This window comes from Streptomyces sp. AN091965, from assembly GCF_022698285.1.
Classification (GTDB): Bacteria; Actinomycetota; Actinomycetes; order Streptomycetales; family Streptomycetaceae; genus Streptomyces.
This window is the reverse complement of record NZ_JALDMY010000001.1, coordinates 8,531,655-8,555,227: the sequence shown is the minus strand read 5'-3', so window position 1 is coordinate 8,555,227 and position 23,573 is coordinate 8,531,655. Positions and strand designations below refer to the sequence as shown.

General features: G+C 70.6%; 22 protein-coding genes. 3 read left to right on the top strand and 19 right to left on the bottom strand.

Annotation, left to right across the window (positions count from 1 at the left end; genetic code table 11):
• Positions 1-127 precede the first annotated feature (127 nt).
• A complete protein-coding gene (locus MQV74_RS35485) occupies positions 128-568 on the bottom strand; it encodes a VOC family protein (protein WP_242727226.1) in 441 nt (146 codons plus the stop codon).
• Between the two features lie 86 nt (positions 569-654).
• Complete coding sequence (locus MQV74_RS35480) at positions 655-1,221, bottom strand: hypothetical protein (protein ID WP_242727217.1); 567 nt, start codon at positions 1,219-1,221, stop codon at positions 655-657.
• A gap of 142 nt (positions 1,222-1,363) precedes the next feature.
• Between MQV74_RS35480 and MQV74_RS35475 the strand changes: the two genes are divergently transcribed.
• Positions 1,364-2,242 (top strand): SDR family NAD(P)-dependent oxidoreductase, encoded by an 879-nt coding sequence (locus tag MQV74_RS35475; protein ID WP_242727215.1) that lies wholly within the window; start codon positions 1,364-1,366, stop codon positions 2,240-2,242.
• Between the two features lie 98 nt (positions 2,243-2,340).
• On the opposite strand, the gene MQV74_RS35470 is transcribed toward MQV74_RS35475, so the two are convergent.
• Positions 2,341-3,672, bottom strand: a complete 1,332-nt coding sequence (locus MQV74_RS35470) for a cation:proton antiporter (protein ID WP_242727213.1) — start codon at positions 3,670-3,672, stop codon at positions 2,341-2,343.
• Between the two features lie 33 nt (positions 3,673-3,705).
• Positions 3,706-5,304, bottom strand: a complete 1,599-nt coding sequence (locus MQV74_RS35465) for a tryptophan halogenase family protein (RefSeq protein ID WP_242727211.1) — start codon at positions 5,302-5,304, stop codon at positions 3,706-3,708.
• A gap of 319 nt (positions 5,305-5,623) precedes the next feature.
• On the opposite strand from MQV74_RS35465, the gene MQV74_RS35460 reads away from it, so the two are divergent.
• A complete protein-coding gene (locus tag MQV74_RS35460; protein WP_308402342.1) occupies positions 5,624-6,082 on the top strand; it encodes a flavin reductase family protein in 459 nt (152 codons plus the stop codon).
• A 30-nt stretch (positions 6,083-6,112) separates the two neighbouring features.
• Here the strand turns inward: MQV74_RS35460 and MQV74_RS35455 are convergent, their stop codons facing one another.
• The 12 genes from MQV74_RS35455 to MQV74_RS35400 form a co-directional block, all read right to left on the bottom strand.
• Entirely contained in the window at positions 6,113-7,168 is a 1,056-nt protein-coding gene (locus MQV74_RS35455; RefSeq protein ID WP_242727208.1) for a methyltransferase, read from the bottom strand.
• A gap of 16 nt (positions 7,169-7,184) precedes the next feature.
• Complete coding sequence (locus tag MQV74_RS35450) at positions 7,185-8,375, bottom strand: cytochrome P450 (protein WP_242727205.1); 1,191 nt, start codon at positions 8,373-8,375, stop codon at positions 7,185-7,187.
• A gap of 26 nt (positions 8,376-8,401) precedes the next feature.
• The gene (locus MQV74_RS35445) at positions 8,402-9,589 is read right to left on the bottom strand and encodes a cytochrome P450 (protein WP_242727203.1); all 1,188 of its coding nucleotides are present in this window, start codon (positions 9,587-9,589) and stop codon (positions 8,402-8,404) included.
• A gap of 85 nt (positions 9,590-9,674) precedes the next feature.
• Positions 9,675-12,593 (bottom strand): amino acid adenylation domain-containing protein, encoded by a 2,919-nt coding sequence (locus MQV74_RS35440; RefSeq protein WP_242727200.1) that lies wholly within the window; start codon positions 12,591-12,593, stop codon positions 9,675-9,677.
• Positions 12,594-12,630: 37 nt separating this feature from the next.
• Positions 12,631-13,461 (bottom strand): SDR family oxidoreductase, encoded by an 831-nt coding sequence (locus tag MQV74_RS35435; RefSeq protein ID WP_242727198.1) that lies wholly within the window; start codon positions 13,459-13,461, stop codon positions 12,631-12,633.
• A 13-nt stretch (positions 13,462-13,474) separates the two neighbouring features.
• Entirely contained in the window at positions 13,475-14,173 is a 699-nt protein-coding gene (locus tag MQV74_RS35430; protein WP_242727196.1) for a thioesterase II family protein, read from the bottom strand.
• A 10-nt stretch (positions 14,174-14,183) separates the two neighbouring features.
• Positions 14,184-14,891, bottom strand: coding sequence for an FMN-binding negative transcriptional regulator (locus MQV74_RS35425; RefSeq protein ID WP_242727193.1), 708 nt, complete (start codon positions 14,889-14,891; stop codon positions 14,184-14,186).
• A 271-nt stretch (positions 14,892-15,162) separates the two neighbouring features.
• Positions 15,163-15,777 carry a response regulator transcription factor gene (locus tag MQV74_RS35420; protein ID WP_242727192.1) on the bottom strand — a complete coding sequence of 205 codons (615 nt, stop codon included), beginning with the start codon at positions 15,775-15,777 and terminating at the stop codon, positions 15,163-15,165.
• 899 nt (positions 15,778-16,676) lie between these two features.
• On the bottom strand, positions 16,677-17,522 hold the full coding sequence (locus MQV74_RS35415) for an ABC transporter permease (RefSeq protein ID WP_242727190.1): 846 nt from the start codon (positions 17,520-17,522) through the stop codon (positions 16,677-16,679).
• On the bottom strand, positions 17,519-18,484 hold the full coding sequence (locus MQV74_RS35410; protein ID WP_374120738.1) for an ABC transporter ATP-binding protein: 966 nt from the start codon (positions 18,482-18,484) through the stop codon (positions 17,519-17,521). Before MQV74_RS35410 ends, MQV74_RS35415 begins: the two co-directional genes overlap by 4 nt.
• Positions 18,485-18,980: 496 nt before the next feature.
• Positions 18,981-19,469 carry a Clp protease N-terminal domain-containing protein gene (locus tag MQV74_RS35405; protein WP_242727188.1) on the bottom strand — a complete coding sequence of 163 codons (489 nt, stop codon included), beginning with the start codon at positions 19,467-19,469 and terminating at the stop codon, positions 18,981-18,983.
• Positions 19,466-19,705: a hypothetical protein gene (locus MQV74_RS35400; RefSeq protein ID WP_242727186.1), complete on the bottom strand. Its 240-nt coding sequence runs from the start codon at positions 19,703-19,705 to the stop codon at positions 19,466-19,468. The genes MQV74_RS35405 and MQV74_RS35400 overlap by 4 nt, the downstream gene beginning before the upstream one ends.
• A 300-nt stretch (positions 19,706-20,005) precedes the next feature.
• On the opposite strand from MQV74_RS35400, the gene MQV74_RS35395 reads away from it, so the two are divergent.
• Positions 20,006-20,680: an LmbU family transcriptional regulator gene (locus MQV74_RS35395; RefSeq protein WP_242727184.1), complete on the top strand. Its 675-nt coding sequence runs from the start codon at positions 20,006-20,008 to the stop codon at positions 20,678-20,680.
• Positions 20,681-20,788: 108 nt separating this feature from the next.
• Here the strand turns inward: MQV74_RS35395 and MQV74_RS35390 are convergent, their stop codons facing one another.
• The 3 genes from MQV74_RS35390 to MQV74_RS35380 are packed head-to-tail and all read right to left on the bottom strand — an operon-like array spanning position 20,789 to position 23,537.
• Positions 20,789-21,991 carry a cytochrome P450 gene (locus MQV74_RS35390; protein WP_242727182.1) on the bottom strand — a complete coding sequence of 401 codons (1,203 nt, stop codon included), beginning with the start codon at positions 21,989-21,991 and terminating at the stop codon, positions 20,789-20,791.
• The gene (locus MQV74_RS35385) at positions 21,988-22,233 is read right to left on the bottom strand and encodes an MbtH family protein (protein WP_242727180.1); all 246 of its coding nucleotides are present in this window, start codon (positions 22,231-22,233) and stop codon (positions 21,988-21,990) included. The genes MQV74_RS35390 and MQV74_RS35385 overlap by 4 nt, the downstream gene beginning before the upstream one ends.
• Complete coding sequence (locus tag MQV74_RS35380) at positions 22,230-23,537, bottom strand: lysine N(6)-hydroxylase/L-ornithine N(5)-oxygenase family protein (RefSeq protein WP_242729308.1); 1,308 nt, start codon at positions 23,535-23,537, stop codon at positions 22,230-22,232. The genes MQV74_RS35385 and MQV74_RS35380 overlap by 4 nt, the downstream gene beginning before the upstream one ends.
• Positions 23,538-23,573: the final 36 nt, after the last annotated feature.

The following is a 23,573-nucleotide window of genomic DNA, read 5'->3' as shown; positions in this document are numbered from 1 at the left end:
GCAGCCACACCTTCCACCCTTCTCTCGACGTCACTGGCTCTCTCCCCTCCCCCGAGGGGGATGTGACGTGCGTCTGCCCGCCGTTCGCTGTTCCATGCACGCGGATTCGCGTGATCCCTGAGTACGGCTACTCATCCGCGGGCCGCGCCCCTCGGCCGCCGGTCGGGTCGACGGCGACGAGTTCGACCTCGAAGCCGTCGGTGTTCTCCAAGTAGGCGGCGTAGGTCCGTTCACCCCCGGCGTGCGGGTGGCGGTCGGGGAACAGCAGGCTCCAGCCGTGCCGCGGCGCCTCGGCGGCCAGCGCCTCCACGGCGTGGGCGTCCTGGACGTGGAACGCCAGGTGGTTCAGGCCGGGCCGGCACCGGTCGTGCCGGTCCGAAGTGAGCGCCGGGGACTCCTCAAGGACCAGATACGTCGCTCCGAGCCGCCAGCTGCGGCCCGTGCCCCAGCGCTGGAACTCCGTGTGGCCGAGGGCCTCCAGCAGCCAGCCGAAGGAGGTGACGGCGCGGGCCAGGTCGGGCACCCAGATCTCGACGTGGTGGAGCGTCCCGGTGGCCGGTCGGGTCATGGGGCTCTCCCTTCTTCTCTTCGGTACGTCCCCGGAGTTCGCTCCTCGGGGCCGCGTGGACGGACGGTGGCGTGCGGGCACCCGCCTCAGGACAGCGAGGCGAGCAGCCCGAGTTGCGGTTCCAGCACTCCGGGCTGCCCGAGGGCACGGAAGTCGGCTTCGACGGCCGCCAGGTCGAGGACACCGGCGCGCACGGCGTGGTACCGGACGACCGACCACACGAAGACGTCGAGACTGTCGTACTGGGTGTGGGCCTCGATGACCTCCTCCTCGTGGAACCACACCGCGACACGGCCACTGGTGAGCACGACGTAGTAGTTGCCCCCGCCGTCGGCGCCGACGGACCACACGTCGTCGTCGGAGAGCTCCGTCTCGTGGTCGGAGTCGAGTATCCGGCAGCCGTTGGCCGCGAAGTCGAAGCCGTACGACCAGTCGGCCACGTCCAGGACGCCCGGCAGGGTTCCCGACCGGACCCGGCGGTCGAAGGCGGCAAGGGCGGCCGCGGCGTCGCGCGGGAGCCCGGCGAGGAACGGGGCGACCGGGCGGGTCGACGCGGGCACGTCGACCCGCGGCCCGCCGGGGAACCAGCGCGCCAGATCGGCGTCGAGGCCCCGCTCCACGTATCCGGTCAGCTGATCAACGGTGAGAGGCATGCGGGGAGGCTAGCGGAGGGGTCCGACACACCCGGTCGCCGGCCAGGAGGAAGCCCCTACCGCGGCGGCGCCGCATGGGGGATATTGACCATGACGATGCGTCTCGTCTCGTCCGTTCATCCATCACCAGGGGGCACCACCCATGTCGAGCACAGCACACGGCACCGGCCGCGTCTGGTTCATCACCGGCGCAAGCCGCGGACTCGGCCGCGCCTTCGCCGAGGCGGCGCTGACCGCGGGCGACCGCGTGGCCGTCGCCGCACGCACCACCGGGCCGCTGGAGGAGCTGGCGGCGGCCCACGCCGGGCGCGTCCTGGCGCTCGGCGTCGACGTGACCGAGCGGGACGCCGTGTTCGCGGCCGTCGCCGAGGCCGTCGAGCACTTCGGCCGACTCGACGTCGTCGTCAACAACGCCGGTGCGCTGTCGATGGGGATGGTCGAGGAGTTCACCGAGGCCGAGGCGCGGGCCCTGATGGACCTCAACTTCTTCGGCGCGCTCTGGGTGAGCCAGGCCGTGCTGCCCACCCTGCGCGCGCAGGGCTGCGGGCACATCGTGCAGATCTCCAGCATCGGCGCCCTCGGCGGCTTCCCGAGCAGCGGCCTCTACAGCGCGAGCAAGTTCGCCCTCGAAGGCCTCAGCGAGTCCCTCGCCATGGAGGTGGCCGACTTCGGGATCAAGGTGAGCATCGTCCAGCCGGGCGGCTACTGGACCGACCTCTACACGCGCATGGGCAGCACGGAGCCGCGGGAGGCGTACGCCCCGCTGCGGGCGGAACTGGAGAAGCAGTTCGCGCAGGGCTCCGTCGACAGCGACCCGCGGCTCGCCGCGCGGGCCCTCCTCACGCTCGTGGACAGCGAAAGGCCCCCGCTGCGGCTCCTGTTGGGCAGCATGGTCTACGACCTCGCCTTCGACCTGACGCGCGGCCGCATGGACACCTGGGCGTCCTGGGAAGAGGTCAGCCGCGCCGCGGAACAGGCGATCGCCGCCCCGGGCACCACCGACGAGGAGCCGACGGCCTGACGATGTCCGGGCGACGACCCGGCGACGACCGAGGGCGACCGACGACGGCACCGCCGGTCGGGCCGGGCCTGCCGGGCGAGGCCGCCGTCCGCCGCCGGTCAGCGCGGATCGTCCGGTGAGGTGGCCGGGAGGCGCAGGGCGGTCCTGCTCGCACCTCCGGGTGTGCCGCGCCGGCCCGTCGGGCGCTGGAAGTGGTCCAGCAGCGGGCCGGTGATGACGGTGGTCACGACGGCCATCATCACCATCGCCGTGAACATCTGGCCGTCCAGGGCCCCGATGCCGAGGCCGACGTTGAGGATGATGAGTTCCGTCAGGCCGCGCGCGTTCATCAGCGTGCCAAGGACGGCCGCCTCCCGCCCGGTCGCTCCCGTGAGCCGTGCCGCGCCCGCGGCGCCGAGGAACTTCCCGGCGCACGCCACCACGAGCACGGCCAGCAGGATCACCACGCCCCTTCCGCCGAGCCCGCCGAGGTCGACCGCGAGGCCCGTGACGACGAAGAAGACCGGCAGCAACAGCAGGCTGGTCTGCTCGATGCGCTCCGGGATCTCGGGGGCGCTCGCGTCGACCTCGGCCCGGGGCACGACGGCCCCGAAGGCGAAGGCCCCGAACACCGCGTGCAGCCCGATGACCTCGGTCGCCCAGGCGCTCAGGAGCAGCCCCACGACGAGCACGGCGTGGGTGACCAGGGCGCCGGACCACGGGCGCGCCGGGGCCAGCGCCCAGGTCAGCGCGGGCCGGACGAGCCAGACCAGGCCGGCGAGCAGCGCGGCCGAGGCGAGCGCCATCCGGGCGAGCGGCCAGGGGGCGGAGCTCTCCGCGAGCGCGACGACCAGGGCGAGAATGATCCAGGCGAGGACGTCCTGGACGGCCGCGCACGCGATGGCGACGGCCCCCATGGGGTCCTTCTGGAGGCCGCGTTCGCTGATGATGCGGGCGAGTACCGGAAACGCGGTGATGGACATCGCGGCCCCGAGGAACATCGCCGGCACGAGCAGGCCGTCCGTCTTCATGTCCGACCGCTCGAACCAGGGGGCCAGGGCCACGGCGAGCCCGGCCCCCAGGGCGAACGGCAGGGCGACGGAGCTGAGCGACACGGCCGTGATGCGGCGGCCGTGTCGCCGCAGGTGCGAGGTGTGGAACTGATAGCCGACGCCGAACATGAAGAGGGCGAGCCCGAGTTGGGACAGGGCCTGGAGGACGGGCCTGATGTCCGCGGGGAACAGCCTCTCGACCAGGTCGCCCGGCAGCAGCCCCAGCACGCTGGGCCCCAGGGCGATGCCGGCGACGATCTCACCGACGACCGCGGGCTGCCGGGCGCCCTTGGCGAGCCTGGCGAAGAGGAAGGCGGCGGCGAGCACGAGGGCCAGCGCGCCCAGCAGGCTCGCCGTGGTCACGGAGGAGGACCCGGCCGCGGCGACGTGTGTACTCACTGTCCGGCTCTCCGTTCGCGGTCCGGCGGAACGCTACTGCCCCTTGTGCAGCCTGCGCAGGTACTCGTAGGTCGACGGCAGCGTGTCGACGAGTTCGGTCTGTCGGCGTTTGATGTCGGCGAAGACGGCGCCCGACGCCTCCACGGCCTCCCGCCGCAGGGACAGCGACGGCAGCGGGTGGTCCGGGAGCATGCCGAGCCCCGTGAAGATGCAGTAGTAGCTGGAGTTGTTCCAGAAGTTGCGGAACTCCGCCTCGAAGTTGCCGTAGTAGTTGCCCTCGTCGACGACCGGCGTCTCCACGGAGAGGCCCGCCTTGTACATGTTCACCTTCTCGACGAAGTCGTCGGAGAATTCGAGTTCCTTGCAGGCCCGCCAGAACGGTGTGTCATTGCGGGGCGCGAAGCCGAAGTGCCCTTGGATGAAGTCCCGGGTGTCGTCGAACATCTTCTCCACTTCGGTGTTGAACCGTTTCGTCAGGATCGGCTCGAAGTGTTTGTCCGGGAAGTGCTTCACCAGCTGGTAGAGGGAGGCGTAGATGAAGTAGATGCCGGTGGACTCCAGTGGTTCGACGAAGCAGGAGGAGAGGCCGATGCCGACGCAGTTGCGCACCCAGGCCCGCCGGTTGCGGCCCACCCGGAATTTGATCTGGTTGAGCGGCTGTGTCTCCGGGTCGAGGTTCCACATCCGGCAGAATTCAGCTGTTGCCGAATCCACGGACTGGAAGCGGCTGGAGTAGACGTAGCCGGTGCCGAACCTACCGAGCATGGGAATCTTCCAGGTCCAGCCGGAGGACATCGCGATGGCGGAGGTGTAGGGCTCGATGCCGTCCTTCTCGTCGTCGTTCGGGACCGCGGTGGCGACCGCGCTGTCGTTGAGCAGGTAGTCGCTCATGTCCAGGAACGGCTCGCGCATCACCTGGTTCATCAGCAGGCTGCGGAAACCGGAACAGTCCACGAAGAGGTCGGCCTCCAGCCGGTTTCCGGTCTCGGTGTTGATGGCCGTGACGAACCCGCGGTGGTCCATCTCGGCGTGTGTGTAGCGGTCCTTGACGTGGGCCACGCCCAGCTTCCCGGTGGCGAAGCGGCGCAGGTAGTCGGCGACCAGGTTCGCGTCGAAGTGCCAGGCGTAGTTCGTCCACCTGGTGCCGTCGAGGTGGCGCGGCGCGAGGTTGCGGTCGAGGACCGGGGGCTGTACGTAGCAGGCGCGGTCGAAGGACTCGTCGGTCGCGCCGGACGCCCGGCGGTACGTCCAGTAGTGCGAGAGCGGCAGGTTCTCGTGGTCGGGGAGCAGCCCGAAGAGGTGGTCGAAGTGGTCCCCGCGGCCGTCGGCCGCGGGCCGCGCCGCGCTCTCGCCCGCGCCGGGCGTGCGCCAGTTGATGAACCTGATCCCCGCTTTGAAACTGGCGTTGCACTCGCGCATCCACTCCTCTTCGGCGAGGCCGAGGAAGTCGAAGAAGACTTTGTGCAGGTTCGGGATGGTCGCCTCGCCCACGCCGATTCTCGGGATCGCGGGCGCTTCCAGGAGCGTGATGTTCACCTGGGGGCCGAGAGCCTTGCCGAGATAGCACGCCGACATCCATCCCGCGGTACCGCCGCCCAGAATTACGATGTTCCGTATGCGGTTGTCGTCCATGGGGCACTCCTTGTCTTGGTCGCGGTGTGAGAGAACTCGCTGGAATCCGAAGGTTTCGGAGCCGGGCGGCCAGTGATACGTTCGCTGTGCTTCAGTGCCTGGGGCACTGCGCCACGGTGATCCGTCCGGGCCACCGATTGGCCCCCTCGCGATGCTCCGTTCCCGTCAGTCGAAATCCTCCCGCGTCACGTCCGTTGATGATTCCTTCATGGGTGTGGCATGCGACCGTCGGCTCGATGCCGGCAGAAAGAGGGCAGGAATGACAGAGTCGATCGAACACAGGGACAGGGCGGCAACAAAGGGTGAGGGATTCCGTGCGATGATGCGTGGTTTCCCGACGGGAGTGGCCGTGGTCACCGCGCTCGATCTCGACGACCGTCCGTGGGGGATGACCTGCTCGTCGTTATGCAGTGTCACGCTCGATCCGCCGACCCTGCTGGTGTGCCTGCGCGGGAAGAGCCCGACGCTGGCGGCCGTGGTGGACCGGGGGGAATTCGCGGTGAACCTGCTGCACGCCGAGGCGCAGACGACCGCCGAGCTGTTCGCTTCGGGCGCCCCGGACCGGTTCGACCGCGTGCCCTGGCACCTCGACGGCGACTGCGCCGGTCCGCACCTGCGGCAGGACGCGCACGCGGTCGCCGACTGCTGGACCCGTACGCCGCAGCCCGTCGGCGATCACGTCATCGTGTTCGGCGAGGTCTACGGGGTGACCAACGGCTCGCGCTGCCGGCCGCTGCTGTACGGGCTGCGCCGCTACAGCGTCTGGCCGCACTCCTGAGGCGGGTCCTGGACTGTCGTACCGCATCGCTCACTTCTCCCCCGGCCCTGTCGTGGCGCCTTCAGCGGGCGTGGGCGCGGCTTCGATGACGTGGTAGTCGGGCAGCCCGTCGGCGGCCGGTACGGCGGTGGCCGCGACGCGCGTGAGTCCCGCCGCTTCCAGGAGCGCCTGGTACTCCTCCGCCGTGCGTTCGCGGCCACCGGTGTAGATGAGGTTGTTGAGGTCGGTGAGCCCGAAGCTCGCGGAGTCGGCGGAGGTGAGCAGCGGCGGCATCACGGTCTCGAACAGGAGCACTCGGGCGGTGGGGGTCATGGCGGCCCGGCACCGGGCGAGCAGGGCGACCGCCGCGTCGTCGCCGACGTCCCGGACCAGGTGGTTGAGCAGGTAGGCGTCGGCGTCCGTGCGGATCCGGCCCGTGACGTCGCCTTCCACGACGTCACAGCGCTTGCCGACCCCCGCCGCGTCGAGGGTGGCCCTGACGCCGTCGAGCGCGGTGGGCAGGTCGTACAGGACGCCGTGCAGTTCGGGGGCGGACGACAGGACCGCGGCCATGAGGGCGCCGTCGTCGCCGCCGAAGTCGACGACCGTACGGAAGCGGGAGAAGTCGTACACCTCGGCGAGGCCGGGGGTGAACTCCTGCGAGCTGCGGGCCTTGGCCTCGCGGTACAGCGCCGCCGTCCGCGGGTCGCGCAGCGCCGACTCGTGGGCCGTGAGCCGGGTGCTGGCGTGCCGCCAGGGCTCGCCGGTGCGGACGACGTGGGTGAGCGCGCCCCACGCCTGCCACAGCTCCGGCGTGACGGACAGCAGGACGTCGTCGCGGAGCGAGTCCGGCGCCGCGGTGCGCAGCTGGCCACCGAGCGGGGTGAGGGCGAACCGGTCGGCGTCGAGCTGTTCGACGAGGCCGAGGCCGACCAGGGCGCGCAGCAGGCGGCGCAGGGCGGCCGGGTCGGTCCCGGTGTGCTCGGCCAGCTCGGTGTATCGGCGCGGGGCGTCCGCGAGTGCGTCGGCGAGGCCCAGTTCCGCCGTCGCGTGGACGATCTGCGAGGACACATAGCCCGACACCATGGCGGGAAGGGGGGACTGCATCGTGGTGGCTCCCTCGTCAGACGGTGTGGAGGGGAAGCTTGTTGACCCCGATCATGTCGGGCGTGTCGAAGAAGCCGGGCGGTGTGTCCGGGTCGGTGCGCAGCACGGGGAAGCGGTCGAGGAGCGCATTCAGCGCGATGCGTCCTTCGAGACGGGCCAGTCCGGCGCCGATGCAGAAGTGGATGCCCCCGCCGAACCCGAAGTGCGGGTTGGGGTCCCTGGTGGGGTCGAAGCGGTCGGGGTCCTGGAACTCCAGCGGGTCGCGGTTGCCCGCGCCCAGCCACAGGAACATCAACTGGTCCTTCGGGATGCGCAGGCCGCAGACCTCGGCCTCGGTCTCGGTGGCGCGTGTGAGCACGGTCGCGGGCGGCAGCAGCCGCAGCGCGTCCTCGATGGCGCCGGGGACCAAGGACCGCTCCGCGCGGACGCGCCGGCCCTGCTCGGGGTAGGCGTCCAGGCAGAGCACGGTGTTGCCGAGCACCATCGAGGTGGTGATGTGCCCGGTGATCAGCATGATGTTGGCGATGTTGACCGCCTCGTTGTCGGTGAGGCGTTCGCCGTCGATCTCGGCGGTGGCGAGCACGGTCATCAGGTCCTCGCGGGGCCGGCGGCGGCGTTCGGCGATGTGCCCGCCCAGGTACTCGAGGAGTGGTTGCAGCTGCTGCGTGCCCTCGCGGATGTCCTCGGGCCCCTGTTCGGTGTCCAGGGAGGTGAACCCGCTGAAGCTCTCGATGACGTTGTCCGCCCAGCCCTTGAACAGGGCGCGGTCGCTCGCCGGGACCCCGAGGAGTTCGGCGACGACGATGACCGGCAGCGGATAGGCCAGGTCGGCGACGAGGTCGATGTCGGGCTTGCCCGTGACGGCGTCGAGCAGCTCGTCGGTGATCGCGGCGATCCGCGGCTCCATCGCGGCGATGCGGCTGGGCGCGAAGGCCGGGGTGAGCAGTTTGCGGTACTTGCGGTGGTCCGGCGGGTCCATCTGGGAGAGGTCGCCCTCCATGAGGGAGGCGTCCACACTGACGGGCAGCAGGCGGGCCGTGCCGGAGGAGAAGGTCCGGTAGTCGCTGAGCATCTCCCGGCACGCGGCGTAACCGTAGACGTTCCACAGGTTCTGGGTCTCGTCGAACTGGATGGCCGGGTCGGCTCGTTCGCCGCGCAGCCAGCGGTGCTCGGGGTGGATGTTCCACCGGTCGACGACCGTGGTCATGGTGGGCTCTCCCTGCGCTGGGTGGGTCAGTTGACCAGGACGGGCAGGCTGTCCATGCCTCCGGCGTCGGCGATCTGGATGAACGAGGGGGGACGGTCCGGGTCGGTGCGCAGGGCCGGGCACCGGTCCAGGAGCACGTTCACCGCGGTCTTGGCGATCATGCGTCCCAGGCGCCTGCCCACACAGAAGTGGACGCCGCGGCCGAAGCCCAGATGGGGGTTGGGGGTGCGCGCCGGGTCGAAGGTGTGCGGGTCGGCGAAGACGCGCTCGTCGCGGTTGGCGGCGCCCGTCCACACCATGACCACCTGGTCCTTGGGGATGCGGGTCCCGGCCACCACGACGTCGGTGTTGGTGGCCTTGCCGACGGCCGAGATGGGCGAGATGTACCGCAGCGACTCCTCGATCGCGGTGGGCACGAGGGAGCGGTCCGCGCGGACCCGCGCCGCCTGGCCGGGGAAGGCGTCCAGGATCAGCACGGTGTTGCTGAGGAGCATCGACGTGCTGTGGTGGCCGTTGATCACCAGGCGGTTGGCGATGTTGAACACCTCCGTCTCGCTCAGCTTCTCGCCCTCGACCTCCGCGTGCACGAGGTGGCTGAGCAGGTCCTCGCTCGGCTCGCGCCGCCGCACCTCGGCGAGGCCGGTCCAGTACTCGCGCATCTCGCGGAGCAGGTCGAAGGCGCGCTGGAGCGCGTGCACGTCCTCCTGCGCGGCCTCGGGCGACTCGAAGTCCCCGGAGTCGTCGACCATCTTCTGGGACCAGTGGTGGATCCGGGCGCGGTCCTCGCGCGGCACCCCGAGGAGTTCGCAGATCACGGTCAGCGGCAGCGGTGTCGCCAGGTCGGCCACCAGGTCGAAGCCGTCCTTGCCCGCCTGGTCGTCCAGCATCTCGTGGACGAGGGCCTCGACGCGGGTCTCCAGGTCGGCCACCAGCTTCGGCGTGAAGGCGAACTCGACCAGGCCGCGCACCGTGCGGTGCTCGGGCGGGTCCATCTGGGAGAAGTCGCCCGCGCAGATGTCCTCGGGCAGCTCGCCCACGTCAAGACGTCCGCAGTTGTTCGAGAATATCGAGGGCTGGGTGAAGATTTCGACGGCCTCCGGATAGCCGTAGACGTTCCACATTTTCAAGGTCTCGTCGTAGTCCACGATCTTTCCCGGGCGTCGGCCGTGCAGCCATAAATGCTTCGGGTGGACGTCCCATTCGTCAACGTGCATTCCCGAACACGTCCTTCCGGGGAGTCTCTGAAAATGCAGGCCAGCCCATCGTTCAAGATGGGCTTCCGACTGTCAAGGAATCGCTTCAACTCCCGTCGGCGCAGCGCTCTTCCACCAGCTTGATGAATCGGCTCGCAGTCGAGTTGACGTAGAAGTCGCGGGGGGCGACCCGAGGAAGTCCCCTTTCCCGCATGGCGGTGATGACGCGCAGGATCAGGAGCGAGTTTCCGCCGAGTTCGAAGAAGTTGTCGTCGGCGGTCGCGTCGGTGTCCAGGCAGTGGCTCCAGACGGCGAGGACCCGCCCCGCCACGTCGTCGGGGCCGGGGCCCGGGTCCCGTACCCCGCCGGAGTGCTGTCCGGCGCGCGTGGCGGGCGCCGGGAGCCGGGCCAGGTCCGGCTTGCCGTTCGCGGTGAGCGGGATCGAGGGGACCGCGGTGAGGGTCGTCGGGGTCATGTAGTCCGGCAGGAGCCGGCGGGCGTCGGCGAGGATCTGCCGGGGGTCGCACGGCTCGACGAGCACCACGTAGCCGTCGATCCGGCTGCTCGCGCGGTCGGCCGCGGAGGCCTGGGTGACCGTGACGACGGCCGCGCCCACCCGGGGGTCGGCCGTCAGGACGGACCGGATCTCGCCCGGTTCGATGCGGTGACCGCGGATCTTGACCTGGTCGTCGAGGCGGCCCAGGTGGTCGAGTCGGCCGTCGGGGCGCAGCCTGCCCCTGTCGCCGCTGCGATAGAGCCGTTCGTCCGAGACGTCGTCCAGGACGAAGTGCTGCCGCGTCAGCTCGGGGTTGCCCAGATAGCCGTGGGCGACGCCCGCGCCGCCGACGTGGATCTCACCCGCCGCTCCCGGGGGGAGCACCCGGCCGCGGGGATCGCGTACGGAGACCGACCAGCCCGGCAGGGGGCGGCCGACCGAACGGGATTCTCCGGCCACATCGGCCGGAGTGACGGAATGCGCGGTGACGTGGACGGTGGTCTCCGTGATTCCGAACATGTTCACCACGTGGCAGCGCGCGGGGGAATAGCGGGCGAACCAGGGGGCGAGCAGCTTCACGTCGAGCGGCTCGCCCCCGAATATCAGGAGCCGAACGAGAAGGTCGCCCTGCGCCCCGCGGTCTGCCTGGGCCAGTGCGGAGAACGCCGAGGGAGTCTGATTGAGTACGGTGACGCGCTGCGTCAGCAGAAGCGCGCGGAATCCATCGGCGTCCCGCGCCGTCCAATAGGGCACGACGACGAGTCGACCGCCGGTCAGCAGGCAGCCCCAGATCTCCCAGACCGAGAAGTCGAACGCGGCGGAATGGAAAAGCGTCCAGACGTCTTCGGGGCCGAATGAGAATTCCGGGGCGGTGGCGGAGAGGAGGGAGAGGACATTGTGGTGGGGGACGACCACTCCTTTGGGGCGGCCCGTCGATCCGGAGGTGTAGATGACGTACGCGGGGTCGGCGGCGGAGCGGGTCGGCGGCACCCGGTGACCGCGGTCCGTGGCCGTGGCCAGGTCGTCGAGCCCGACCGTGCGCACGCCGGCGCTCGCCGGGAACGAGGCGTGGTCGGTGATGACCACGGGGACCCGGGCGTTCTCGGCGATGTACCGCATGCGCTCCGGCGGGTAGCCGCGGTCCATGGGCACGTAGGCGTACCCCGCTTTGAGGACGCCGAGCAGGGCGATCACGAGGGGCGCGTCGCGGTCCAGGCAGACGCCGACCTTGCCGGCCGGGGGCAGGCCCAGGGCGCGCAGGCCCGCGGCGACGGCGTCGGCGCGCTCGTCGAGTTGGCGGTAGGTCAGCTCCGTGCCGTCGCCCGTGACGGCCACCGCGTCCGGCCGCGCCCGTGCCACCTCCTCGAAGCGCTGCTCGATCCGCACGTCGCCGACGCCGGGGCGCGGGCGGCCGCCACCGCCGAGCCGCAGGACGTGGGCCGTCTCCTCCGCGTCCAGGAGGGGAAGCGCCGTCAACGGCACGGCTCCCAGGCTCGCGGCCCCGCCCTCCCCCGCGCCCTCTGCGAGGCATCCGGCCAAGCGCTCGACACAGGCGCAGAACGCGGCCGCGACGGAGGGACAGAGCACCCCTTCGTCGAACCAGCAGGACGCCTCCACCGAGCCGTCGGCCCGCTCCATGACCTGGAGGGTGCAGGGGAAGGGGGGCGTCTGGAACGGCAGATGGATCCGGTCGTACCGCCCCGGGGAGAACACGACGCCCACGCCGGGCCGTTCGGTCCGCGCCGTCGCGTCGGGGGCGGCGCCGAGCGCGGCGTCGACCTGGGTGAGATAGTCGGCCAGGCTCCGGTCCTCGTCGATCCCTTCCACGGTGACGGCCGCGCCGGGGCCCGCGGCGGAGCCCGGGTCGAGCCGGCCCACCTCGGCCGTCGCAGCACCGGAGTAGCGGGCCAGGGCGAGCGCCACGGCGCCGATGACCAGCCGTCTGCCGCCTCCTCCGGCGGGCTCGGGCAGGGTCAGCGGGCGCACCTGGACGGTACCGGCGCGTCCGGGGTCGGGCAGCCCCCAGGGCAGGTCGGCGCACCGCGGCGGCGGGGGCTCCGCCCCGTCCGGCAGGGCCGGGGGCGGGCCGGGTGCTGAGCCGGTGGCCAAGAGGTCGGCGACTTGGTCGAGCACGGCGTGGGGAACGCGGGAGCGCCGGGCCGCGAGCACGAGGTCGGCGCTGTCGTCGGCGTATCGCAGCAGGACCGCGCGCAGGGGCGGTGAGGCCTCGCGCACGGGGCGGAGTGCCTCGCGGCGCGTCCGCTCGCGGGCACATGACGCCTCGGGCGGCGCGGGAACGGCGGTCTCCCACAGCCGCGAGTCGTGCAGCGCGGGCCAGTGCCGCAGGGCCTCGTCCCACCGCTGGTGGACCTGTGCCGGCTGGACCGCACGGGGCAGCCGTACGATCACCGCGTGGCAGGCGTGGCCCTGTTCGGGCCGGGCGTGCCGGAAGGGCGGCAGGTCGTGGAGTGCGGCCGAGGGCCTCGCTCCCCCGGCCGCGCGCGGCGGTGTCCCGGTCGTCGTCGCCATGCCCGGCCCCCTGCCGTGTCGGAGTGGTCTCGGCCGCTCACCTGCTGGTGAAACCCGCGTCGACGGTGAGCACGGTGCCCGTCACCCGGGGGGATTCGTCCCCGGTCAGCCACAGCGCGGCGGCGGCGACGTCGGCGGGCTCGACGAGGGCGTTCATCGGCTGGTCCCGCAGGAAGAGCTGCTCGTGCTCGTCGTCGGGCAGCCGCAGCGCGTGCCCGATCTCCCGGAGCATCCGCCCCTCGACCAGCGGATCGTCGCGTACGGACCCGGGGCACAGCGCGTTGACCCGTACCCGGTGGGGCGCGTAGTCGAGGGCCGCCGCCTTGGTCAGGCCGACGAGGCCGTGCTTGGCGGTGACGTATCCGCCGAAGTCGCGGTAGCCGACGAGGCCTGCCGTCGAGGAGACGTTGACGATGCTGCCGGTCCCCCGCTCCACCATGGCCGGGGCGACGGCTTTGATCATGCGCCAGGCGCCGGAGAGGTTGACGTCGAGCATGAGCGCCCAGTCGGACTCGGCGATCTCATGGACCGGGACGCCGGCCGGTGCCGCGATGCCCGCGTTGTTGACCAGCCCGTCGAGCGAGCCGAACCGGTCGAGGGCCTCGGCGACCGCCGCCCGGACGGCCCGCGGGTCACGCACGTCGACCGCCGCGGTGAGGACGGCGCCGCCTTCCCGTTCGCACAGGGTCGCGGTGTGCCCGAGCTGCTCGGGGCCGCCGAGGGGGTAGCCGACGCCCGGCAGGTCCGCGGCGATGTCGAGGAGCGCCAGGTCGGCGCCCTCGCGGGCGAACCGGACGGCGCACGCGCGGCCGATGCCGCGGGCGGCTCCCGTGATCACGACGGCCTTGCCTTCGAGTGACCTGCCCATGCCCGCGCCCGGTTCAGTCGCGGCCGAGGGCCCGCAGCAGGGCGTCGGGCCCGTCGGTCAGGTACATGTGCCCGCCCGGGAATTCGCGATAGCTGAACGGGCCCCTGGTGACCTCGCGCCACTGCCGCGCGTGCTCCCTGGTGACGAGCGCGTCCTCGGCGCCGCGCAGCGCGGTCACCGGCACGTCGAGCGGTTCGTTCGACGAGGGCTTGTAGTTCTCGTGCATGGCCACGTCGGCGCGGAGCGGGGGCAGCAGCAGGTCCCGCAGGTCCGGGTCGTCGAACGCCGCGTGCCGGTATCCGGCGAAGTCCTGGACACGGGCGAGGAACTGGTCGTCGTCCAGGCCCGTCGCCCGGTCGTCGCGTCCGGTCCAGGGCCCGGGAGAGCCGCTGACGTAGAGGTGGGCGAGGCCGGCCCGGCCGAGTCTGCCGAGTTCGCGGGCGATCTCGTACGAGAGCACGGCGCCGAGGCTGTGCCCGAAGAGACCGAACCGGGGTACGTCGGCGACGAGTTCGGCCACCTGCGGGGCAAGCGCGGCGGCGGCCTCGACGACGTCGGTGAACGGCTCCTCGCAGAACAGCTCCTCGCGGCCCGGCAGCTGCACGGGCAGCACCGTGACGCCGTGGTCCTGACTCTTGCTCCAGGCGCGGTAGAAGCCCGCGCCGCTCCCGGCGAAGGGGAGGCAGACCAGCGGGTAGGACGCTGCAGTCATGGTTTCCTCGCTAAGGCGTACCCGTGGACGGTGGTGGCGCCGCGGCCGGTCGTGCCGAGACGGTTTCGCGGTCCTCCGTGCCGAGTCGGGCCATCAACGCCGCGACATCACGATGGGCGGTGGACGCTTCGCACGCGAATGAGGCCCGGACGCGCTCGCGCACGTGCGGGGGTTGCTCCTGGCTGAGCTTGAACATGCCGTCCGCGAGGGAGATGGCGATCCGGAAGGCTCCTACGCCGGGCAGAATCCGCCGAAAGTATTCGACGGATTCCTTCATGGACCAGTCGGCCCCGAATTTGCGCTCGTATGCCCGGACCGTCTCCTGCACCGTCGCCAGCGTCTCGTCGGTGGAATCAACCTTACGCAGTACGCCCGCGATATGGACAGCCGTGAAGTTCCAGGTGGGTGCCGCGGGCCGGGTCTCGTACACCGTCGGTGACACATAGGCGTGCGGACCGCTGAACGTCACGGCCACGGGTGTGGCCGGCCCCAGGGCACGCCAATGGGGATTTCCCCTGTTCATGTGTCCCCACAAGGTGGTGCCGGACAGCGAGGTCACCGGTTCGGTCACCCGGGGGTCAATGATGATCGGCACATGAGTCACCCACGGGGCCTCTCCTTCCGCGCCATTGCTCACCAATTGGCCCAGGGGGTTCCCACGTACAAGATCTATTTTCCAGGACTCCTCGGGCTCGCGGTAGACACGAGGAACGAACACGGGACGCTCCTTCCGCTCTCGCTGCCGAGTCGGTCTCCCGCAGCCGGGTCGATCGGGCTTCAGGTGAGGTGAGACCGGGCGATGTCCTGCTGCCGGGACATCGGGGGCCGCTCCATCGAATGGCCCCGAATCGGGTGCGGAGATCGCGGTCATTGCCTGCCGGTCTCCCGGGGCACCCGGATCTGTTCCGCGGGGCATGAGCGTGGTTACCGTACAGACGAATGCCTGCCATTGCCAGGATCATTTCGCGGACGGGTGCGGGGGGCGCTGGTCAGGGCAACCAGCCGGTCTCCGTTGCGATACGGACGGCGTCCACCCTGTTGCGCGCATTCAGTTTCGCCACCACCGCCGTCAGGTAATTGCGAATCGTGCCGACCGACAACTGAAGGGCGGTGGCGATCTCTATGGGTTCGGCCCCCTGCGCGACATACCGCAGCACCTCGGCCTCCCGCTCCGACAGCGGGTTCTCCCCCACGTCCCACATGAGCGTGGCCAGTTGGGGATCGACGAGGCGGTGGCCGGACGCCACCTCGCGCACGGCCTCCGCGAGCCGTTCGGACGGGGCCGTCTTGAGCAGCAGGCCGGCCACGTGGGCCGTGCGCGCCCGCAGCAGCACGCCCGGTCGCGCGAGGCCGGAGAGAATCACCGTCCGGCAGGTCGGCAGGGCCTCGTGCATCGTCTCCGCCAGGGTCAGGCCGTCGAGCCGGGCGATGTCGAGGTCGATGATCGCGACATCGGGATGGCATTCCAGGGCGGCCGGGACGACGAGTTCGCCGCGGCCGATGCTGGCCACCACTTGAAGGTCACGTTCCGTCTCCAGTAAATTCACCAGCGCCCCACGGACCATGTGCTGCTCGTCGGCGACCAGTACTTTCAGCACCCGCATGGTTCACCTCTTGCCTCAACAGGACATACCGGGAACGGCCACCGCAGTCACGAAATCCCGCCGGAGCGGGATGGGCCGTGGGTGTCTGGTGGACCTTCACAGGCCCACTGTTGAACGCTCTGCCGCTTGATCGATGCGCCCGTCAACCGGACCACGCTGGTCGGCGTGTCCGGCGAGAGGCGGTGCGGCGCGAGGAAGAGGCGCTGTCTCGATATGCGTCGGCGGCTCTTTCGCCGGAGAGGATCACGACTCGGTTCGGTGTCGTCATCAGATTTTCCCCGTGTGATCAAAAAGACGTCCGAAAGCCGTGGCCCCCGGACTGGTCTCGGGACGGACCGATCGCTGTGGGACGGAAATCCGAGTGGTCGGCTTGCACGGGATCCTCGCAGCGGCTCCACTGCGGCTGATGCCGGTGCAAGCGGCAGACAGGCTGATCACTATGTGTGCAACTCCCCTCTTCTCAGAATCTCCGTGCCGGGGCGATATCAGCGAACGTGATCCGAACGAGCGGGACGTTATGCCCGGAGTGAGCGGCGGGCGCCGGTCACGCGAGCGCGACACCGGACCGGGAACGAGCATGGAGCCCCTCGGCGGTCGAGGTCTCACTACCCGTACCTCGATGTACCGTGAAAGGGCTCCAGGTGACTGCCCATCATGCCACGGCCGATGTCTTCGGGGAAGCGCGATGCCCCCCGGGAATTCTGGTGCGGCATGTGGCTCATTGCCGCCCGGTGACGCCGTATCAGCGGCCCCGCAATTTCGTTCACGACTCATGTTTCTCCGGCCGCGCGCCGCCGGGTCCGTTCCGGCCACGGCCCGCGCGAGCCGGACGGACAGCGATCGGGGCGGCCGGTGTCCCGGCCGCCCCGACCGTGGTGAGCTGTCGCCTTCGCCCGGTCCTAGCCGGGGCGTTGCAGGGCCTTCTCGCGGTACTCCGCGACGCGGGCCCCCGACTGGCGCCGCGCCATCCGGCCCAGGACGAGCGGAGCGAGGACCAGCCCCAGGGCCGCCCACGCGCTGAGGACGCCGAGGGTCTCCAGGTGCCGCCAGGAGTCGTTGATCTCGACCACGACCATGTCCTCGGGCAGCAGCGCGGACCGCATGCCCAGGCCCAGCCAGTACACCGGGAAGACCTGGGCGACCCACTGCAGCCAGTCCGGCATCGAGGTGATCGGGTAGAAGATCCCGGAGATGCCGATCAGGCCCATGACCGGGACCGACATGGCGCCCGCCGCCCGCGGGTTGGACACCAGGGCGCCGAGCACGGCCCCGATGGACTGCGTCGCCACGAGTCCCAGAGCCAGCACCCAGGCCAGGGTGAGCCAGGCGCTCACCGCGTCGAGCCTCAGTCCGTCGACGATGAACGTCCCGGGGATCAGCAGGATCGCGAGGTACACCACGATCGACCCGGACGTGGTCACGAGTTTGCCCAGGAAGTAGGCGCGGATGCCGTGCGGCAGCGCCTTGGCGCGCAGCAGCGTACCGTCCTCGCGCTCCACGGTGAGGTACTGGATCATGAGGAGCATGCCCAGGGCGATGAACATGCCAAGGACGCCGGGCATCACGAGGGTGCCCAGCTTGAATCCGCTGTCCTGGAACTCCTTGTTGCGCAGGAAGAAGACGGCCGTGAGGGTCAGCACGGGCCACAGCAGCTGGTTGATCAGCTCGGAGCGGTCGAATGCCTGGCGCAGCTCGATCAGGCCGCGGGAGAGCCCGGAGCGCATCGGTGTCGTGGCGGGATTCATGGCGTCGGCACCTTCACCTCGTCGGCGCGGGTCTCGGATCGGCCGGATTCGGCCCGGCGCACCAGGAACAGATAGGTGTCCTCCAGGGAGGACCGGTGGACTTCGAGGTTGGCGACGGCCCCGCCGTGCCGCTCGAACAGCTCGCGGACGAACTGCGTGGAGTCGCTCACCGACCGCACGTACCGCTGGCCCTCGATGGACCAGCGCACCTCGTCCTCGCCGACGAACTGCTCGGCGAGTTCGCCGGCCGTGCCGTCGGCGACGATCCGGCCCTCGTTGAGGATGATGATGCGGTCGGCGAGCTTCTCCGCCTCGGCCAGATCGTGCGTGGTGAGCATGATCGTGGTCTCCTGCGTCGCGACGACGTCCAGGATGAGGTCGTGGAACGCGCGCCGCGCCTCCGGGTCGAAGCCGGCGGTGGGCTCGTCGAGGAACAGGATCTCGGGGCGGCCGACCAGGCCGATCGCCACGTCGAGGCGTCGGCGCTGTCCGCCAGAGAGCATCCTGACCTGTTTGTCGGCGTGCTCCGTCAGGCCGACGTGGTCGATCAACTCCGTTATGTCCCAGGGGCGTTGGGTGTCCGGGGTGGCGTAGGCGGCGTAGTAGGTGCCCATGTGGGCCAGGAGTTCGCGCACCCGCCACTTCGCGTGGTCCCGCCAGGACTGCAGGACGATGCCCACGCGGGCCCACCAGGCCTCGCCGCCGTGCTCCGGGTCGACCCCGAGGACGTCGACCTGCCCGGCCGACCGCTTCCGGAAGCCTTCCAGAATCTCGATGGTGGTGGTCTTGCCGGCTCCGTTGGGGCCCAGCATGACCAGCACCTCGCCCTTGCGCGCCTGGAAGTTCACGCCTTTGAGGACGTCGTTGGCGCCGTAGCGCATGCGCAGCCCGTCCACCTTCAGGGCGACTTCGTCGCTCGGTTTCATCGGCTTGCCTCTCGTGTCGTGGTGTAAGTCGTCCATCGGGGCCGTCCCTTGAGGAAGGTGTGTCGTATCGGTGGCCGCCGCCGTGGCCGGTCGACCGGAACGTGGGCGGGGCGTACGGGGTGTACGGGGCGGGCGGCCTCCGCCCGGGCGGAGAGGGCGCGCGGCCGCGAGCCATCGGCGTGGCGTCACGACGGTCTCCGTGACGACGGTCTCCGTGACGACGGTCTCCGTGACGACGGCCTCGTGGAGAGCGAGGAGCGTCCGCGAGGAACACGGGCGTCAGGGGTGCCGCCACGGGTCGACCGGCGGTTTGGTGCGGCGCTCCGCCGCGTGATGCGCGGCGCCGCCGGGCGGCGGGGAAGGCCGCCGCGAGCGCGGTGGCGACGTTTGGCGCGAGGGACCGGCGCCGCAGCCGGCTCGTAGTCAATTCACTGGACGGGCCCGGCCGTTCGGCGCCGAAGCCGCCGAGGGGGGCGGGAACGCCGTCCGTCGTGCGGGTACGTCTCGGACCGGGCCGCCCCGGCCCGCTCGTCTAGGCCTGGTCGTCGCGCAGCGACTGCTCGACGCGCCGCCTCAGGGCACCGCGGTCGACTCCCGCCACGGACAGGGCGCGCGGGACCGTGCCGTGCTCCAGCCGCAGGATGCCGAGGAGCAGATGCCCGGGCCGCAGGTCCTTCTTGTTCTGGACGGCCGTCAGGCCGCGCTCCAGGGCCAGCTTGGCGGACTGCCCCATCTTCGAGGGCGGCACGGTGGACACCCGCGGCGCGGGCAGGTCGCGGTCGGCGATCGACACGCCCGCCACCTCCAGGCTGGCCCGGAACTCCCGCCGCAGCGCCTCGCGGATCGTCGCGGGGTCGAGCCCGGCCGAGCCGAGCGCCTGCCCCGCCGCGCTCTCGCGCTCGGCGGCGATCGACAGGAGCAGGTGCTCCGCTTCGATGGTCACGGAGCCCGCCTGCTGGGCCTCGCGCGCGCCGGCTTCCATGATGGCTCCGGCGTAGTCGTCGAAGAGCTGTCGCTTCACTTCATCCTCCTCTTCAACTCGACCCCGGCATCGATCAGACGCCGGGCATGCTTCTTGTGGACCGCTTGGCGTGTCACGCCGAGCGCCTCGGCGACTTCCAGCCAACTCCAGCCCGTCCGCATGGCCTTCTCCACCGCGGAGTCCTCCATCTGATCGGCCAGTCGCCGCAGCGCCGCCACCGCCGCCAGCTGCTCGGCGGGGTCCTGTGACACGGCCCTCTCACTCACACTCGCCATGTAAGCAACCTAGGTTGACAGCCGAAGCTTGTCAAGTCAGGTTGCTTAGCGAGGGGGGCGGACCGCGGGCCGCGGCCCCGCCGGGACCGGACGATCACCGTCCGCACACCGGGACCGATTCACGCTTTTCCCGTGAGAATTTCACGACCAACGCATGAAGTTCGCAATGGCGTATATGTGTTTGACTCGTGCATACTGTGCCCAGCCGTAATTCCCCTACACACGTTCATATGCACGCACCACTAAACGGAGGGACGATTACTCATTTATCCGGGTTCCACATGACCAGTGGAGAGAAACATGGACCTGGCACTGACCGACCCGAGGGCCGGAATCCGGTCCGGCGGCACGCGTGGCTCGCATGCGACGCGACCCACGGCGGCGGGGAACAGGGACAGAATGTTCGTCACGGCAGGGCTCGGCAACGATGTCGGCATCCAGACGCGCCGCGCCGAGCTTCGCATACCCGCGGGCCTGACCTTCGAATCCTGGCGGCACATCGGATGCAACCTGACCATGATCTCCAACTCTTCCGGTTGGTGGCTCGGCGACTGGCTGGTGTACGGGGAGAACAGGTTCCCTGAGCGATATCGCGTCGTTCTCGACGAGACAACGCTCGACTACAAGACCCTGCGGAATTACGCCTGGGTGGCCCGGAGGTTCCCGCCCTCCCGGCGGCGCGACGGGCTGAGCCTCCAGCACCACGCCGAGGTGGCCGCCCTGCCGAAAGCGGATCAGGACCGCTGGCTGAAACAGGCGGAAAGAGAGAAATGGTCGACCCGGCGGCTGCGCAAGGAACTGCGCCAGACCCAGGGAACGGCGGACGAAGCATCGGAAGAGAAATCCATAAAGTTCGTCATGAGCCTGGACGCCGGCCGGAAGGACCTGTGGACGCACGCCGCGGACACGGTCGGCATGCCGCTCCAGGACTGGATGGCCAAAGTGCTCGACGAAGCGGCCGTCGCCGTGGAATGACGGTGTACGCCCCGCGGCCCGGTGCCGCCCCCGACCCCGTGGGTCGCGGGACGGCTCCGGGCCTTTCCGCGTGGCTCGTGCCCCGCTCGCCCGTGACTCCCGCGCGGCTCAGCCGGCGCGGACGCGGACCGGCAGCGACGAGACGCCCATGGTGTCGGGCGCCTGCATGAAGGTGGGGGGCTTGTCAGGATCGGTGCGCAGCTCCGCGTAGCGGTCAAGGAGCATGTTCAACGTGACCCGGCCCTCCATCCTCGCCAGGGAGGCGCCCAGACAGAAGTGGATGCCCCGGCCGAAGCCGAGCTGCGGGTTGGGCGTGCGGCCCGGGTCGAACGCCATCGGGTCGGCGAAGATCCGCGCGTCGCGGTTCGCCGCGCCGAACCACAGCAGGACCATCTTCCCGGCGGGCAGCCGCTGTCCGGCCAGCTCCACGTCGCTGGCGGTGGCCCGGTAGGTCGCCGCGACCGGGCTCAGATAGCGCAGGGACTCCTCGATCAGACCCGGCACGAGCGTGCGGTCCGCCCGGACGCGCGCCAGCTGGTCGGGGAAGTGATCCAGGCACAGCACCGTGTTGCCGAGCAGCATCGTGGTCGACAGGTACCCGGCGATGAGCAGCATCTTGGCGAAGCCGACGATGTGCTCGTCGCTGAGCCGCTGCCCGTTCAGCTCGGCCGCGAGCAGCCCGCCCAGCAGGTCGTCCCGGGGGCTGCGGCGGCACCGTGCGATGTGCTCCCGCAAGTAGCCGAGCATCGCGCGCATGTACTCCATCGCGGCCCCGAAGGCGCGCTCCTGTTCCTCGGCGCTGTCGGCGAGGGACGTGTCGCCCATCTCGCCGACCACTCCGGTCATCCACGCCTCGAACAGATGGCGGTCCCCGGCCGGGATGCCGAGCAGCTCGGCCACCACCGTTACCGGCAGGGGATAGGCGATCGACGTCATCAGGTCGAACTCGTCCTCGTCCCGGACGGCGTCGAGGAGTTGGCGGGCGAGCCGGGTGATCTGGGGCTCCAGCTCGGCCACGACCTTCGGCGTGAAGGCGTGCCGCACCACGTCGCGCAGCCAGCGGTGGTCGGGCGGGTCCATCTGGAGCAGATCGCCCTCGGTGAAGGAGTCACCGGCGTTGTCGGGCATGAGCCGCGCCGTCTGCGCCGACGAGAAGGCCCCGGGCATGCCGAGGGCCTCGAGCACCTCCGCGTGACCGTAGACGTTCCAGGCGTCCATGGCCTCGTCGTACCGCACGGGCTGCTCCAGCGGGCGGCCGTACAACCAGAACTGATCGGGGTGGATGCCCCACCGTTCCGCGAGGGAGGTCATCGGCCCGCACCCGCCGTCGGCCCGTCGGCCGGTGCGGCCATGGCCGCGCGCAGGCTCCGGGGCCGCAGATCGGTCCAGTGCTCCTCGACGTACGCCAGGCACGCGTCCCGCCGCGCGGTGCCGAAGACCACGCGCCAGCCCTGGGGAACCGAAGCGAACGACGGCCACAGCGTGTGCTGGTCCTCGTCGTTGACCAGGACGAGGAAGTCCCCGTCCGCCGCGTCGAAGGGGTTGGCGCTCATGGACGGACTCCCTTGTCTCCGCCGGCGTTCGCGCCGGCCAGCCTGTTCGCGATCGACACGGTGATCTCGCCGCTGCGCGTGGCCAGGTTCGACAGCAGCGACGAGGACAGTCCGTGGGTGTGCTCGGTGCCGCCCTGCAGATAGATCCCGCACTGCAGGCCGGGCGCGGTGACGAGCCGGAAGTCCCGGTCGACGTGGAGCCGTCCCTCGGCGTCGCGCAGGCACCAGGGGGCGAGGTCGCCCAGGACCGCCGCGGGGTCCATGGGCTCGTACCCGGTGGCGCAGACCAGCACGTCGAGGTCCATGTCGTAGGACTCGTCGCGGGCCGTCGAGTGCAGCGTGACCCGGACGTCGTTCTGGACGGACTTCACGCCCGCCACCCGCGTCAGGTTGAGGAAGCGCAGCCGCTCCGTGCCCGCCAGCTCGTCGTCGTAGGCCCGCCGGTAGAGGTCCCTGATGACCTCGCTGTCGACCACCGAGTAGTTGGTGTTCTTGTGGTAGTGCCAGAAGGCGTCGCGCGAGCGCCGCGTCCCGTGGAAGTAGTCGTCGATCGCGTCCGGGTCGAAGACCTGGTTGGCGAACGGCGTGTTGTCCGCGATCGAGTAGCCGTACGCCGGGACGATCGCGTGGATCTCCGCGTCCGGCAGGGCGTCGTGGAGGAACCCGACGATCTCGGCGGCGCTCTGCCCCGCCCCGGCGACGGCCACGCGCCGCAGCGGGCGGTGGTGCCGCCGGAACCGGTCGAGGAACTCCGAGCTGTGCCACACGGACGCGTCGGCCTCCACCCCGGCCGGCATCCTCGGCACGAGCCCGGTGGCGATGACGACGTTGCGCGCCTTCACCAGGCGGGTGGCGCCGCCGGGGGCCGTGTCGCACACCGTGAGCAGGGCGTGGTCCAGCGGCGTGCGGGCCCCGGCCGGTGTGCGCAGGGCGGTGACCCGCGCGCCGTAGCGGACGCGCGGGCGCAGCCTGGCCTCCGCCCACTCCAGGTAGTCGTGGAACTCCTTGCGGGTCGGATAGAAGTCCTGGTTGTTGACGAACCTCGCGAGGCGGCCCGACGCGTGCAGGTAGGCGACGAAGCTGTAGGGCGAGGTGGGGTTGCGGAAGGTGGCCAGGTCCTTGAGGAACGAGACCTGCATCTTCGCCGACGGCAGCAGCATGCCGCGGTGCCAGCTCAGCGAGGCCCGCTGTTCGAAGAACGCGGAGGTGACCGGGTCGGGGTGCTCCTCCAGCGCGATGGCGAGCGAGAGGTTGGCGGGTCCGAAGCCGATGCCCACGACGTCGTAGGTGTCCGGTCCTTTCATGTCCACGGGGAAGTCCCTTCGTCTTCTTCCACCGGC